A 13,117-nucleotide genomic window follows, 5' to 3' on the forward strand; every position below is an offset into this window, starting at 1 on the left:
TTCGTCAATGTTGCAATATAACAATTAACTGCCAGACGGGGAAGTGCTGGCATTGCCGCTATTGAGCAGTACCGGGCATTGACTGCGTACCAAACACGATCAGCTTGCGATTGCTTTTTTGTTGAGGCACGACCAGCACGCGAGCCTGTTCGACAGCCACGCAGGTTTGCATGGCAAAACCTGCAGGCACTGCTGCTGCATCGCGCGCGAGCGTTGCAGGATCGTTGATGACATAGGCATTTTTCACGTGCTTGAATATCAGGTGCTCGATACCGGCGTCGCCCGCAGGCGCCGGTTTGACAACAATCAGCGACCAATGGCCTTCATCACCGAGAAACTTTTTTCTCGCCAGGAATGCGTTGACGCTCTCGGCGGGCGACTCGGTAGCGCCCAGTTCACTTTGGTACGCTGACATCGGGCACAGCAAGGTTCCCGCTGGCCATCCCAGATCGGGCAGCGCTGTCACTGTATCGGGGCGCAACTGGTCCAGGTAAGTCTCAAGCGGGTGACGTTGCTCGGCACAGGCACAGAGCGCGGCCAGGGTGATAATGCAAAAGGCGTGAAACAGGCGTGTCATTGGCAGGTTCTTTCTTTCGGATGATGGCAGCGGTGTCAATGCGTCGGCCGGCGATCATAGCAAAGCGGGGCCCGACTAGACTCTCCAAAACTCACGCACAGGGTTTCATTCAATCATGTGCTGGCTGCGGCAGAGTCCTCGCTTGCGGCTGGGGGATGCCTTCCGGGCCGTGCGCTGTCATACGACACGGCTGGCAAAATTGACTCATAATAGGCCCATCTTTTTCAAGCAATCATCCTCTCGAGCACAACATCCATGCAAGCCGATACCCTCAGCAGCCTGTCACGTCTCCTCGCCCGCGCCCACAGCGAGACGCTCGCCTTCCCTACCAACGTCAATACGGCCCTGCGCTTGCAACAGGAACTGGGCAAGCCCAACTGCCATGCGGCCGATATCCACCGCCTGCTGCTGTCCGAGCCGGGACTGTCGGCGCGCGCCGTGTCGCTGGCCAACTCGGTGATGTTTGCCCATGGCCACACGCCCACCGTGACCAGCGTGCGTGCCGCCGTCGAACGCCTGGGCTACCGCAACCTGCTGTCGCTGGCCACCGCCGCCGTGCTCCGCCAGATGAACACCGGCATCAAGGACCCTGCACTGCGTGCCATGGCTGCCCAGCTGTGGGCGCACAGCGTGCACGTGGCGGTGCTGGCACAGGAAATCGCCCGCAACATCACCCATGTCGACCCCGACACCGCGCTGTTCGCCGGCATCGTGCACGAAGTGGGTGGCCTGTACCTGCTGGCCGAAGCCGACAAGACACCGGGCCTGTACCAGCAGCTGGAAACGCAGATGGCGCCGGTGCTGGAAATCGTCGGCCGTGCACTGATGCGCCAGTTGATCGTGCCAAACCAGGTGGCCGATGCGGTCGTCAGCCTGCCCGGCACTACCGTGCTGCTGCCACCCGCAGGCTTGCGCGATACCCTGCTGCTGGCCAAGGCCATCGCACCGGTCGCCTCGCCGCTGCCGCAAATGCCGCCGACCGTCAACGAACGGCTGCAGCAGTACCTGGAGCAAGACCCGGTGTTGCAGGAAATACGCAACAATCCGTCAAACGAGGTAAAAGAGCTGATCGCGGTTTTGCTGGCCTGATGTGATCTGCTATGATGGGAAAGTTGCCGGGGACACACCCGGCCAGCCCCCGATTGCCTCACCAGCACTGGATACTGCCTTGACTATTTCACTTCGCATGCTCGGCCTGGCCGCGGCACTGACCGTGGCCTGCAACGCCCACGCCGACAGCTTTGCCTCTTCGGCGTCCAGCGCTGGCTCCGCCTCGAGCGGCAGCGTGTCCGACTCGCTCAGCGGTTCGAGCAACAGCTCGAAAACCGACAAGCGCGTCGACAATGGCCCGTATCGCATCATCGATATTGCCGCCACGCCAGGCCACGCCGGCATGACGCGCTTGACCATGCAGGCAGATGCGGGCCAGCAACCGCTGGTGCTCGACCTCCCGCAAGCGACTTTCGACCAGCAGCAACTGGCACAAGGCGACATGGTGCATGCGCAAAACCGTGCCTATGGCATTGAATTTTCCCGCAACGACACGCGCGCCGCCTTCTTCCTGGTGCTGGCCGACGAGTGGTACGGCGAACTGGGTACGCGTCCGGTCAGCATGTGAAGCTGCGCCGCTTCCTGGCGCCAGCCCTGCTGTTGATTGCCGCAGGTAGCGCCCATGCCGGCGGCTCTTTCTCATCTTCGCGTTTTTGCGACCGCTCGCAGGAGCTGACCGCTTCCGAACAGGATAAACTGCTGCGCTTTGCCGCCGTGGTACGCGAGGAACTGGCCGCCACCGAAGGCAGCGTGGCGCTGATCAGCCGCTCGGGCCTGGACCTGTCGCGCTTCGGCATCCGCTACTCCCACGCCGCACTGGCCTGGCGCCATGAGAGCGACGCCGGCTGGTCCGCGCGCCAGCTGTACTACGCCTGCGACGAAGGCCGCCCGCGCATCTTCGACCAAGGCACGGCCGGCTTTGCGATGGGCACCGACAATCCCCGGCTCGGCTATATCTCCATCGTGCGCCTGCCAGCCGAGACTGTGCCACCGCTGCGCCGCGCCCTGCTCGACCCGGCCCGCGTCCAGCACCTGCTGGCCGGCAGCTACAGCGCCAACGCCTACGCCTACGGCCTGCAATTCCAGAACTGCAATCAATGGGTGGTCGAACTCTTGGGCGCCGCGTGGGGCGAACTGCCGGACGGCGCCGACCTGCGCGAACGCGCCCAGGCCTGGCTGCGCACCGCCCCCTACAGTCCCGAACCGGTAGCCATTCCCTCGCGCTGGCTGATGCTCGGTTCGATTTTCGTGCCACTGGTGCATTTGTCCGACCATCCGCAGGAAGCCGTCAACGCGATGCAGCTGCAAGTGAGCCTGCCGTCCACCCTGGAAACCCTGGTGCGCCAGCGCCTGCCCGCCAGCGAACGCGTGGAAATCTGCCATGACGGCAGGCAGGTGGTGGTGCACAAGGGGTGGGAGCCGGTGGCCGAGGGCTGTGTGGCGGGCGAAAATGACCGTGTGATTGTGCTGGATTGAAAGGCAACTGGCGCTATAAACGCCAGAACCGCGAAACTGCCGGGGTCGGAACCTCAGGGTCCGCCCCGGAGCCTGTTTCCGGGTCTACAAGGCTTGACTTGGTCGCATGCCAGTCAATCAAGCCCGGACTAGCCCTGCCACCCTGCCCCGCGCCACATGCAGCTTTTTGAGGCTGTCGATCAGCCGCTGATGCCGCTCCAGTCCTTCCAGTTTCATGCTGGTCGGCGTCAGGCCATGGAAACGCACGCTGCCATCCATGGAGCCGAGCACCGTATCCATGCGCGCGTCGCCAAACATGCGGCGGAAATTGACCACGTAATCGTCCAGTTCCAGCTCGTCGTCCAGCTCCACTTCCAGCACCACGTTCAGCGCCTGGTAGAACAGGCGGCGCTCGACGGTGTTGTCGTTGTATTGCAGGAAGGCTTCGACCAGTTCCTGCGCTTCGTCGAAGTTCTGCAAGGCCAAGTGGATCAGCAATTTCAGTTCCAGCGTCGTCAGCTGGCCCCAGACCGTGTTTTCATCGAATTCGACGCCGATCAGGGTGGCGATGTCGCCGTATTCGTCCAGCTCGCTGTTTTCCAGGCGCTCGAGCAGCGCTTCCAGGCTGGCGTTGTCGAGGCGGTGCAGGTTCAGGATGTCCTCGCGGAACAGCAGCGCCTTGTTGGTGTTGTCCCAGACCAGGTCTTCCACCGGATACACTTCCGAATAACCGGGCACCAGAATGCGGCAGGCGGCGGCGCCCAGGTTGTCGTAGACGGCCATATAGGCTTCCTTGCCCATGTCGGCCAGGATGCCGAACAGGGTGGCCGCTTCTTCGGCGTTGGAATTTTCACCGTGGCCGGAAAAATCCCATTCGACGAAATCGTAATCGGCCTTGGCGCTGAAGAAGCGCCAGGAAACGATGCCGCTCGAATCGATAAAGTGCTCGACAAAGTTGTTCGGCTCGGTCACGGCATTGCTGGCGAAGGTCGGGCGCGGCAGGTCGTTCAGGCCTTCGAAGCTGCGGCCCTGCAGCAATTCCGTCAAGCTGCGCTCGAGCGCCACTTCCAGGCTCGGGTGCGCGCCGAAGGACGCAAACACGCCGCCGGTGCGCGGGTTCATCAAGGTCACGCACATCACCGGATACACGCCACCGAGCGAGGCATCCTTGACCAGCACCGGAAAGCCCTGCTCTTCCAGGCCACGGATGCCAGCCACGATGCCCGGGTATTTCGCCAGCACTTCTTGCGGCACGTCGGGCAAGGCCATTTCGCCTTCGAGGATTTCACGCTTGACGGCGCGCTCGAAAATCTCGGACAGGCATTGCACCTGCGCCTCGGCCAGCGTATTGCCGGCACTCATGCCATTGCTGACGTACAGGTTTTCGATCAGGTTGGACGGGAAATACACCACCTTGCCATCGGACTGGCGCACATACGGCAGCGAGCAGATGCCGCGCTCGGCATTGCCGGAATTGGTGTCGACCAGGTGCGAGGCGCGCAATTCGCCATCAGGGTTGTAGATGGCGAGGCTGTACTTGTCGAGTATCTCTTTCGGCAGCTTGTCGTTACGGCCGGGCTTGAACCAGCGCTCGTCCGGATAATGGACGAAGGGCGCGTTGGCGATCTCTTCGCCCCAATAAGCGCCGCCATAGAAATGGTTGAAATTCATGCGTTCGATAAACTCACCAAGGGCCGACGCCAGCGCGCTTTCCTTGGTGGCGCCCTTGCCGTTGGTAAAACACATCGGCGAATGCGCGTCGCGGATATGCAGCGACCACACATTGGGCACGATATTGCGCCACGAGGCGATCTCGATCTTCATGCCCAGGCCGGCCAGGATGGACGACATATTGGCGATGGTCTGCTCCAGCGGCAGGTCCTTGCCGGCGATATAGGTGCTTGCCTGCGCATCCGCATTGAGCATCAGCAACCCTTGCGCATCGGCGTCCAGGTTCTCCACTTCCTCGATCACGAACTCGGGGCCGGTCTGCACCACTTTCTTGACCGTGCAGCGATCGATCGAGCGCAGGATGCCCTGGCGGTCCTTGGCCGAGATATCGGCCGGCAGCTCGACCTGAATCTTGAATATCTGCTGGTAGCGGTTTTCCGGATCGACGATATTATTTTGCGACAGGCGAATGTTTTCAGTCGGAATATTGCGCGTATCGCAGTACAACTTAACGAAGTAAGCTGCGCACAAGGCCGACGAAGCGAGAAAATAGTCGAACGGACCAGGCGCCGAACCATCGCCCTTGTAGCGGATGGGCTGGTCGGCGATGACCGTGAAATCATCGAACTTGGCTTCGAGACGCAGCTTGTCGAGAAAGTTGACTTTAATTTCCATGAGGTATTCCAATATTTGCTTGAAAAGAGTTAGGCGCTATTATCCTTTCTTTCCCGGAATACCGCATGGGTGATTGACTTTTGGCGCACTTACACCGTCAGCGACTCGCCGATCGCATAAAACTGGCCACCGGCAATATAGTGCAGGCTGCGCAGCGACGGATCGGCATCCTGGAAGTGCCAGTGTCCGTCGCGAAACACGCGCGTATCGGCCCAGGCACCCACCACTTCGCCGATAAACAGGTCATAGGTATGCTGGTTGTGCGGTTCGGGCACCAGCCGGCAGGCCAGCCACGCGGCGCAGCCGGCAACGAACGGCAAGTCATGGCCGTCGACATCGAACAGTTCAACACCAGCGCGCGCCAGCTTGTCGGGCATGTCGGCCAGGCTGTGCGTGCCGACCAAGTGGGTCAACTGCAACTGCGCTGCGGTAGGCACCTGGATCAGAAAGATGCCGCTGCCTTCGACCAGCGGCCGCGTGCGCGTGGCCTTGTCCAGCACCACGGTCAGCTTGGGCGGTGCAAAATCGAGGGCACAGGCCCAGGATGCGGCCATGACATCGTCGACGCCATCATGGCGTGCAGAGACCAGCACGGCCGGGCCGTGGTTGATCAGGCGGTAGGCTTTTTCCAGCGGGACTTCCTTGATATGGCTTTGCATGGTGTTCCTGTTTTCAAGATAAATGGTCGGAGGTCACGACGTGTACGCCGGGCGCAGCGGCGATTGCCGCCTCCAGCAGCGCCTGCGCGATGCGCTGCGCCGGATTAATGCGCCAGCGCCTGGGCAGTACGGGCGCCAGCGTGCCCAGCACCAGGGCCAGCGCCGCCTCGCCGGCGCGCACCGTCTCGCGCTCGCCACCGATCAGGCCGGGGCGCACATGCGTGAGCGAGGCAAAACCCAGCGTTGCCAGTTCGCGTTCCAGTTCGCCCTTGACCCGGTTGTAGAAAAAGCGCGAAGCCGGATTGGCGCCGGCCGCCGAATTGAGCACGTACGCTGGCGTGCCGGCCGCCCGGGCCAGGCGGGCCAGCACCAGCGGATAGTCACAATCGACCTTGCGAAACGCTGCTTGTGAACCGGCCACCTTCATGGTCGTGCCCAGCGCACAGATGACAGCGTCGCTGCGCCACCAGGTCGCATCGGGCGCCAGCGCGTCAAAGTCGATAAATGGTGCGATCAGTTTCGGGTGCGCCGGCAAGGGTTTGCGCGCCAGCGCCACCACGGTACTCACGCGCGCATCTTCCAGCGCCAGGCGCAGCACGTGCCCACCCACCAGGCCGGTAACACCAGCGAGCAGCAATTTCATGGCAATCCCTTTTCATATGGAAGCCATACGATACAGCATCGCCACGCGCTGCTACAAGCGATGGCCGTGCGGCTATTTTATGGCGATCGCCAGGTCGCTCAAGCCAAGCTGCCCGTTACCGACCAGTGAAGTGGCCGGCGTGGCGGCGCCGCCAGCCAGGATCGCCGCGCCCGTCGCCAGGTCGACGCGGTACAGGGAGCTGGGGCCAGTTGGCGTGGTACGCAGCGCCGCCAGCGCCAGGCCATTGGCGCCACCGGCGATGTCGAAGCCCGCGTCGCCGGCCGGCAGCACGCCCAGCAAACCCACATTGACCAGGGTGCCGTCGTTCGGCGGATTTTGCAGCGCCAGGCTGGCGCTGGCCGTATCGATATCGTACAAGGCGGTGGTGGTGGCGCCGGCATAGCTGTTGCTATAGGCGCCGGCCGTGATGACCGGCAGCGCGCCGGCGCGGTTAATGGCGCCATCGGTGGTGGTGGCGCCCGTGTCGACATTGATGCGCAGGCTCTGGCCCGTATTGCCAATCACGCGCAGGCGATCGGCCACCGGATTGAAATCGACGCCGAAGGCGCTGCCGGCGATTGCCGTGTACGGCGCGCTGGCGTCTGCCGCATCGGCCGACAGGGTTGCCTTGACAGTCGCCACGCCAGTGGCAGGATCGATGGTCACGATGCGCGCGTTCGACGAAATGCCATACAGCAGGCCATCCTTGGGCCGCACGTCAAAACCCAGCAAGCGCTCGCCCGCAGCCAGGCCGCTGACGGCCACGTTGACATCGAGGGTGTTCGGCGTGGCCGTCTTGAAGGTGACGATGCGGCTGTCGTCCGTCAAGCCGTAGGCAACCGGTGCGGCAGGCGTCCTGAGGGCGATGCCGCGCAGCTCTTCGCCGCCGGCCACGGGCACGACAAAAGTGGCGGGCATGGTGGTGGCTGACAGGTTGAGTGCGTACAGATTGCGCACGCCGCCCACCGTCATGATGGCGTAGCCCGTATTGGTGCGCGCATCGATATCGAAGCCCGTCACGGCGGTGGCGGTGACGCCCAGCGGCACCGGGCTGGCCAGGGTACCGTTGTTCGGTGGATTTTGCGTGTACAGGGTGCTGTTCGCCGCGTCGATCACGAACAGCGTGGTGCTGGCCGTGCCGGCAAAGCTGTTGGTATAGGCCGCCGCCGTGATGGCGGTATTGGCCGCGCCGCCGTTGATATTGCCATCGGTGGTGGTGGCGCCCGTGTCGACATTGATGCGCAGGCTCTGACCGGTGTTGCTGACGATGCGCAGGCGGTCGGCGACCGGGTTGAAATCCACGCCAAACCCGGTGCCGGCGAGCGCCGTGAACGGCGCGGTGGCATCGGTGCTGTCCGCCGCCAGGGTAGATTTCAGGATGGCCGCGCCAGTGCCGCCGTCGATCACATAAATTCGACCGCTGCTGCTGACAGCATACAACTGGCCGTCGGCCGGACGAAAATCGATGCCGAGCAGGTTTTCGCCCGGTTGCAGGCCGGTGACTTGCGCGGTGGTGCGTACTGCGCCAGGCGAGGCGCGGTCGAACGACATCAGCTTGTTGCTGCCGGTGAGCACGAACACCTCGCCCGCCGTCAGCACCGGCAGCGTGGTCGGCGGCGGCGTGATGACACCGACCTCATCGTTGTCACCGCCGCCGCAAGCGGCGAGGGACATGGCAATCGAAGAAACAAGCAGCAGCTTGGCAAACGGCAGTTGGGGCATGGTCATGGCTCCTGTTATGAGTTGTAGAGGTGCCGCCCGCCTGCGAAAACAGGGGGCGCACCCTTCGACTACCCACAAGATGCGGTTTTGGATGCAGGCCATGCAAAATATATTCACGGCGCGCGCCGTCATGGTGCGCATCAGGACGGATCGCCAAAGGCAGGAGGCTTCAGCCCTGCCCATCGATGAGAAAGCCGCCGCATTCTTTCTGTATTCTTTGCGTGTTCATGGCGCGCAGTTCGCGCACCACTTCCGCCAGCTCCTTTCGAAAGCCCGGATCGGCATCGAGCTGCGCGTAGGCCTGCGGATATTCGGCCACGACACGGGCCGGGATGGACTGATACAGCGCGGCGCGCACGGGGTCGCGTTCGGAGCACACCTGCGACATGCCGGCCACCAGCGAATAAAACGGATTCGGCCCACATTCCCGCATTTCGGGCGGGCATGGCCGGGTCGCAAAGGCGATTTGCGCCACCAGCACGGCAGTCACCCCCAAGATGGTTTTCAGTTTCATCGTTGCCCCCCTTTGTCGCCATGCTAACGGATCAGGCCAGCGCGGCGCGCCCGATCTGCAGGTATCAATTTTAATCAGGGTCTTTCAACTTTACGATATGTGTCCAACAGTCCTTCTTTTCGCATCGTTCTGATCGCATGGTCAAATTTCTCCACCAATTTCGGCGTGGCCACAGCCTTGTTGAACATCAGATAGCTTTGCGTGGTCTCGATCGGCGGACCGCTGATTTTCACGCGCCAGCTTGCCTGCAGTTGCCTCAGTATTTCCACCCCGACGGCGCGGCTGCAGACCACCGCATCCATGCGCCCGGCCAGCAGTTTCCTGAAATTGGCGTCATGGCTGCCAGCGCTTTCCAGTTTCTTGAAGGTGCCCTGGCGGGCGGCCGCGTCGAAAATGGCACCGTAGGAAGTGCCGGCCACCACGCCGATGGACGACATGGCCAGCGCATTGAGGTCGCCACGAAAGGCCAGCGTGGAATCGCTGGCAACGAAAATCACATAATCCTGCACCAGCACCGGCTCGCTGGAAAACAGGTATTTCGCTACACGCTCGGGCGTCTTCTTGACGGTAAACATGGCAGCAGCCTCGCCCGTTTCCACTTGCAGCAGCGCGCGCGCCAGCGGTAGCAATTCGATGCTTGCGGGCTGGCCCACGCGCCGGAAGGCCTCACTCACCAATTCGACCATCGGCCCGGCAGGCTTGCTGCGCTCGTCGATCAGCATAAAGGGCGGATACGGAAAGCTCACCACGCGCAGCGGCGAGGCAACTCGCTCGTCTGCCCAGACATGCGTGGACAGCAGCGCGAGGCTGAGGAGCAAGATACGCAACAGCGTTCGGACAGGCATGGCCACTCCCCTATCTGGCGATGAAAGACTTCGCATTGCTGCCATTGTGCATCTTCTGCCAGGTTTCGTGGTGTCGCCCACGGTTGACTAGACAGCTATTTTGGCCCGTTCACTTGAAATACCTGAATACGCTATCATTTCTAGCCTGAACTATTTACTTGAAAAGGATTCCTGATGAGCGATTTGCTGCAAGACTTGCACTGGCGTTACGCCACCAAAAAGATGGACCCATCGAAAGCGGTGCCGCAAGAGAAAGTCGACCGCATCGTGGAAGCCGTGCGCCTGACGGCCAGCTCCAGCGGCCTGCAGCCATATGAAGTGTTTGTCGTCACCAACCCCGAACTGCGCGCGCAGATCAAGCCACACGCCTGGAACCAGGCGCAAGTGACCGACTGCTCGCACCTGCTGGTGTTTGCCGCCTGGGACAACTACACAGTGGAACGCATCAACTATATGTTTGATCTGGTCAATACCGTGCGTGGCTTCAAGAACGAAGGCTGGGAAGCGTATCGCCAGCAACTGCTCAATACCTACCCGCAGCGCGACGCGGAAACCAACTACCAGCACGCTGCACGCCAGGCGTATATCGGCGTGGGCACGGCCCTGATCGCTGCGGCGCAGGAAAAAGTCGATTCGGTGCCGATGGAAGGTTTTGACCCGGCCAAGGTCGACGAAATCCTGGGCTTGACCGCGCGCGGCCTGCGCTCGGTAGTGATACTGCCGCTGGGCTACCGCGCCAGCGAAGGCGACTGGCTGCAAAACCTGGAAAAAGTACGCCGTCCACAAGCAGAGTTCGTCACCGAAGTGGCGTAAGTTCTTGTAGCACGATGCGCAAAGCGGAGCTTGCCTATGGGCAGCCTCCGCTTTTTTCATGCTCGACGCTTCAGCTCAAGGCCTGGTCGTGCCGCGCGCCGCCACCCTATCGCAAGCCCACAGCCTGGGTTAAGATAAGGCTGCCATAGACCAACAGTAACTCACTGTTCCGGCACTGGCGCTAATCCGGTCACTCATGGCATCACAAACCTATATCCTGTTTTCGCTGGCGGCAGACACCATTTTGATCGTCATCCTGCTGTTCCTGTGGGCCAGGCAACGCAGTGAATGGCATGCGCTGCTGTGGGCTGTTGGCCAGCTGGCGCTCAGCCTTGGTTCAGCCAGCTGGACTGTCGAAGAACGCTCATCGATACACTATCTGGTTGCGGCACTGAGCTTGTGCGGCGCGGTGGCTGGCTTCGTCGGTGGCACCGAGTATTTTCTGGGCAATCTGCGCCGGCGCCATCTGCAGCCGCTACTGCTGGGATGCTTCCTGGGCGTCATCGGGCTGTACGGCCTGTGGGAGGGCCATCCGCTGCGCGCGCAATGGATCACGGCCGCCGTGCTGGGATCGGCGATGACGTGGTCGGGTCTGAGATTGGGCTTGCATCGCAACCGCTACCGTTTCCTGGGCATGGTGTTGATCGTGCGCGGCATGTTCAACCTGGCCAACTCGGTGGGCTGGATACCACACGACTACCAATCCTGGTTCATGTACTCAATCGCCATCAAGACCGTCTCCATGCTGTGCCTGATTCATGCGGTGCAGGAAAAAATCCGCCATCGTTATGTGCACACCATCGACAGCCTCAGCAACGGTTTCCTGATCCAGGACCGCAGCGGCCATGTCCAGGTGGCCAATGAGCGCTGCGCCCGGCTGCTTGGCCATGTGCACGCCGACGCCCTGATCGGCACGCACGTGGCCGACCATCGGCTGTTCGCCTCGCGCCAGGACGCGGCCGCGTATTTCCGCCGTTTCGAGGCGGCGCAAGGTGCCTATCCGTTTATCGAAACGGCCACCATCACGCTGGCCGGCGGCGATCAGGTGCCACTGGAAATGATCGCCTCGCCGTATATCGAGAGCGGCCAGCTGTATTGCATGGTGCAGCTGTTCGACATCAGCGAGCGGCAAAAAAAAGATGCGCTGCTGCACCGCGCGGCCCACCATGACCCGGTGACAGGCCTGTTCAACCGCCACGGCCTGCTGCAGGAGCTGAAACGCTGCGTGCAACTAGCGCGGCAGGCCGGTGGCGACTGCGCGCTGTTTTTCATCGACCTGGACCGTTTCAAGCGCATCAACGATACCTTCGGCCATGAAACGGGCGACCAGCTGCTGTGCCAGTTCGCACAGCGCCTGCAGGGCGTGCTGCCGGTGCAGGCCATCGTGGCGCGCTTCGGCAGCGATGAATTCATTATCGTGCTGCCCTGCACCGCCGTCGCCATGGCGCGCGTGGTCGGCCAGCGCATCCTCGACGCCCTGGCCGCGCCGTTCACCTTGCCGTTGCAGGCGCTGTCGGTCTCGGCCAGCATCGGCGTGGCCTGCCATCCCCAGCATGGCGCCAGTGCCGACGCCCTGCTGCGCAATGCCGATATCGCCATGTACGAGGCCAAGAAGGCGGGCCGCGGCCACCTGCGCTTTTTTGACGACAGCATGACGGCGCACGCCAGGGAAGCCTTGACGATCGATGCCGCACTGCGTTCGGCCATCGCGGCAAACGAACTGCAACTGGTCTACCAGCCCATCGTCACGTCCGATGGCCGGCAGTTGCGCAAGGTCGAAGCATTGCTGCGCTGGCACAGCGCGCAATTGGGCACGGTGCCGCCCGACCGCTTCATCCCGGTGGCGGAAGACAGCGAGCTGATCGTGGAGTTGGGCCACTGGGTACTGCATGCAGCGTGCCGCCAGCTGGCGCAGTGGCAGGGCGAAATGGGCGAGCTGATCGTCAGCATCAATGTCTCGGCGAAGCAACTGCTCGACCCCGGCTTTGCCGACCAGGTACGGCACGCGCTCGATGCGCACGGCCTGCCGGCCCGGCGGCTGGAGCTGGAGCTGACCGAGCGCGTGCTGCTCGACGATACCGACCGGGTGCAAGTGGCGCTGTCGCGCCTGAGCGCGCTGGGCGTGAGCCTGTCGCTGGACGACTTCGGCACCGGCTTTTCCTCGCTGTCCTACCTGGCCCGCTTCCGCCTCGATACGCTGAAGATAGACCGTTCCTTCGTGCTGCAGATCGAACATAACCAGCGCGGCCGCAGCCTGGCCGCCACCATCGTCGCCATGGGCGCCAGCCTGGGCATGGAGGTGGTGGCCGAAGGCGTGGAAAACACCGCACAGGCCGCCATTTTGCAGGCGATGGGCTGCCATTATCTGCAGGGCTACCACATCGCCCGGCCGATGGCGGCACACGCACTGCCGCAAGCCCTCGGTTTTCCTGAGGTGACGGCTCCGGATTGACGATTTGCCCGCCAGCGGGTGGCGGCGTAAGGTGGGCCATC

Annotated in this window: 12 protein-coding genes; 5 read left to right on the forward strand and 7 right to left on the reverse strand. The window is 62.4% G+C overall.

The window, feature by feature from the left end; translation table 11 throughout:
* Window positions 1-58 precede the first annotated feature (58 nt).
* Window positions 59-577 carry a hypothetical protein gene (locus tag ACQ4WM_RS01235; RefSeq protein WP_436544903.1) on the reverse strand — a complete coding sequence of 173 codons (519 nt, stop codon included), beginning with the start codon at window positions 575-577 and terminating at the stop codon, window positions 59-61.
* Between the two features lie 255 nt (window positions 578-832).
* On the opposite strand from ACQ4WM_RS01235, the gene ACQ4WM_RS01240 reads away from it, so the two are divergent.
* The 3 genes from ACQ4WM_RS01240 (at window position 833) to ACQ4WM_RS01250 (ending at window position 3,103) form a co-directional block, all read left to right on the forward strand.
* Window positions 833-1,666 carry an HDOD domain-containing protein gene (locus ACQ4WM_RS01240; RefSeq protein WP_436544904.1) on the forward strand — a complete coding sequence of 278 codons (834 nt, stop codon included), beginning with the start codon at window positions 833-835 and terminating at the stop codon, window positions 1,664-1,666.
* Between the two features lie 97 nt (window positions 1,667-1,763).
* On the forward strand, window positions 1,764-2,195 hold the full coding sequence (locus ACQ4WM_RS01245; RefSeq protein ID WP_436546180.1) for a hypothetical protein: 432 nt from the start codon (window positions 1,764-1,766) through the stop codon (window positions 2,193-2,195).
* Entirely contained in the window at window positions 2,192-3,103 is a 912-nt protein-coding gene (locus ACQ4WM_RS01250) for a DUF2145 domain-containing protein (protein ID WP_436544905.1), read from the forward strand. The genes ACQ4WM_RS01245 and ACQ4WM_RS01250 overlap by 4 nt, the downstream gene beginning before the upstream one ends.
* Before the next feature lie 117 nt (window positions 3,104-3,220).
* On the opposite strand, the gene ACQ4WM_RS01255 is transcribed toward ACQ4WM_RS01250, so the two are convergent.
* From ACQ4WM_RS01255 to ACQ4WM_RS01280, 6 genes are all read right to left on the reverse strand, one after another.
* Complete coding sequence (locus ACQ4WM_RS01255; protein ID WP_436544906.1) at window positions 3,221-5,428, reverse strand: OsmC domain/YcaO domain-containing protein; 2,208 nt, start codon at window positions 5,426-5,428, stop codon at window positions 3,221-3,223.
* Between the two features lie 89 nt (window positions 5,429-5,517).
* Window positions 5,518-6,087 (reverse strand): flavin reductase family protein, encoded by a 570-nt coding sequence (locus ACQ4WM_RS01260; RefSeq protein WP_436544907.1) that lies wholly within the window; start codon window positions 6,085-6,087, stop codon window positions 5,518-5,520.
* A 13-nt stretch (window positions 6,088-6,100) separates the two neighbouring features.
* On the reverse strand, window positions 6,101-6,730 hold the full coding sequence (locus ACQ4WM_RS01265) for a Rossmann-fold NAD(P)-binding domain-containing protein (RefSeq protein ID WP_436544908.1): 630 nt from the start codon (window positions 6,728-6,730) through the stop codon (window positions 6,101-6,103).
* Window positions 6,731-6,802: 72 nt separating this feature from the next.
* Window positions 6,803-8,458 carry a DUF4394 domain-containing protein gene (locus ACQ4WM_RS01270; RefSeq protein WP_436544909.1) on the reverse strand — a complete coding sequence of 552 codons (1,656 nt, stop codon included), beginning with the start codon at window positions 8,456-8,458 and terminating at the stop codon, window positions 6,803-6,805.
* A gap of 163 nt (window positions 8,459-8,621) precedes the next feature.
* Window positions 8,622-8,966, reverse strand: a complete 345-nt coding sequence (locus ACQ4WM_RS01275) for a hypothetical protein (protein WP_436544910.1) — start codon at window positions 8,964-8,966, stop codon at window positions 8,622-8,624.
* A 74-nt stretch (window positions 8,967-9,040) separates the two neighbouring features.
* Entirely contained in the window at window positions 9,041-9,811 is a 771-nt protein-coding gene (locus ACQ4WM_RS01280; protein ID WP_436544911.1) for a substrate-binding periplasmic protein, read from the reverse strand.
* Window positions 9,812-9,985: 174 nt separating this feature from the next.
* Here ACQ4WM_RS01280 and ACQ4WM_RS01285 point away from each other — a divergent pair, with 174 nt between their 5' ends.
* Together ACQ4WM_RS01285 and ACQ4WM_RS01290 are read left to right on the forward strand one after the other, a co-directional pair.
* A complete protein-coding gene (locus tag ACQ4WM_RS01285; RefSeq protein ID WP_436544912.1) occupies window positions 9,986-10,624 on the forward strand; it encodes an NAD(P)H-dependent oxidoreductase in 639 nt (212 codons plus the stop codon).
* Between the two features lie 196 nt (window positions 10,625-10,820).
* Complete coding sequence (locus ACQ4WM_RS01290; protein WP_436544913.1) at window positions 10,821-13,076, forward strand: putative bifunctional diguanylate cyclase/phosphodiesterase; 2,256 nt, start codon at window positions 10,821-10,823, stop codon at window positions 13,074-13,076.
* The last annotated feature ends 41 nt before the right edge of the window (window positions 13,077-13,117 follow it).

The sequence above is a fragment of the Janthinobacterium longum genome, from assembly GCF_051380735.1.
In the GTDB taxonomy this organism is placed as follows: domain Bacteria; phylum Pseudomonadota; class Gammaproteobacteria; order Burkholderiales; family Burkholderiaceae_D; genus Janthinobacterium.

What these genes read in the sequence shown, in the direction of transcription:
- ACQ4WM_RS01235 (WP_436544903.1), bottom strand. Translation starts at nt 577, where the DNA reads ATGACACGCCTGTTTCACGCCTTTTGCATTATCACCCTGGCCGCGCTC.
- ACQ4WM_RS01240 (WP_436544904.1), top strand. Translation starts at nt 833, where the DNA reads ATGCAAGCCGATACCCTCAGCAGCCTGTCACGTCTCCTCGCCCGCGCC.
- ACQ4WM_RS01245 (WP_436546180.1), top strand. Translation starts at nt 1,764, where the DNA reads ATGCTCGGCCTGGCCGCGGCACTGACCGTGGCCTGCAACGCCCACGCC.
- ACQ4WM_RS01255 (WP_436544906.1), bottom strand. Translation starts at nt 5,428, where the DNA reads ATGGAAATTAAAGTCAACTTTCTCGACAAGCTGCGTCTCGAAGCCAAG.
- ACQ4WM_RS01260 (WP_436544907.1), bottom strand. Translation starts at nt 6,087, where the DNA reads ATGCAAAGCCATATCAAGGAAGTCCCGCTGGAAAAAGCCTACCGCCTG.
- ACQ4WM_RS01265 (WP_436544908.1), bottom strand. Translation starts at nt 6,730, where the DNA reads ATGAAATTGCTGCTCGCTGGTGTTACCGGCCTGGTGGGTGGGCACGTG.
- ACQ4WM_RS01270 (WP_436544909.1), bottom strand. Translation starts at nt 8,458, where the DNA reads ATGACCATGCCCCAACTGCCGTTTGCCAAGCTGCTGCTTGTTTCTTCG.
- ACQ4WM_RS01275 (WP_436544910.1), bottom strand. Translation starts at nt 8,966, where the DNA reads ATGAAACTGAAAACCATCTTGGGGGTGACTGCCGTGCTGGTGGCGCAA.
- ACQ4WM_RS01280 (WP_436544911.1), bottom strand. Translation starts at nt 9,811, where the DNA reads ATGCCTGTCCGAACGCTGTTGCGTATCTTGCTCCTCAGCCTCGCGCTG.
- ACQ4WM_RS01285 (WP_436544912.1), top strand. Translation starts at nt 9,986, where the DNA reads ATGAGCGATTTGCTGCAAGACTTGCACTGGCGTTACGCCACCAAAAAG.
- ACQ4WM_RS01290 (WP_436544913.1), top strand. Translation starts at nt 10,821, where the DNA reads ATGGCATCACAAACCTATATCCTGTTTTCGCTGGCGGCAGACACCATT.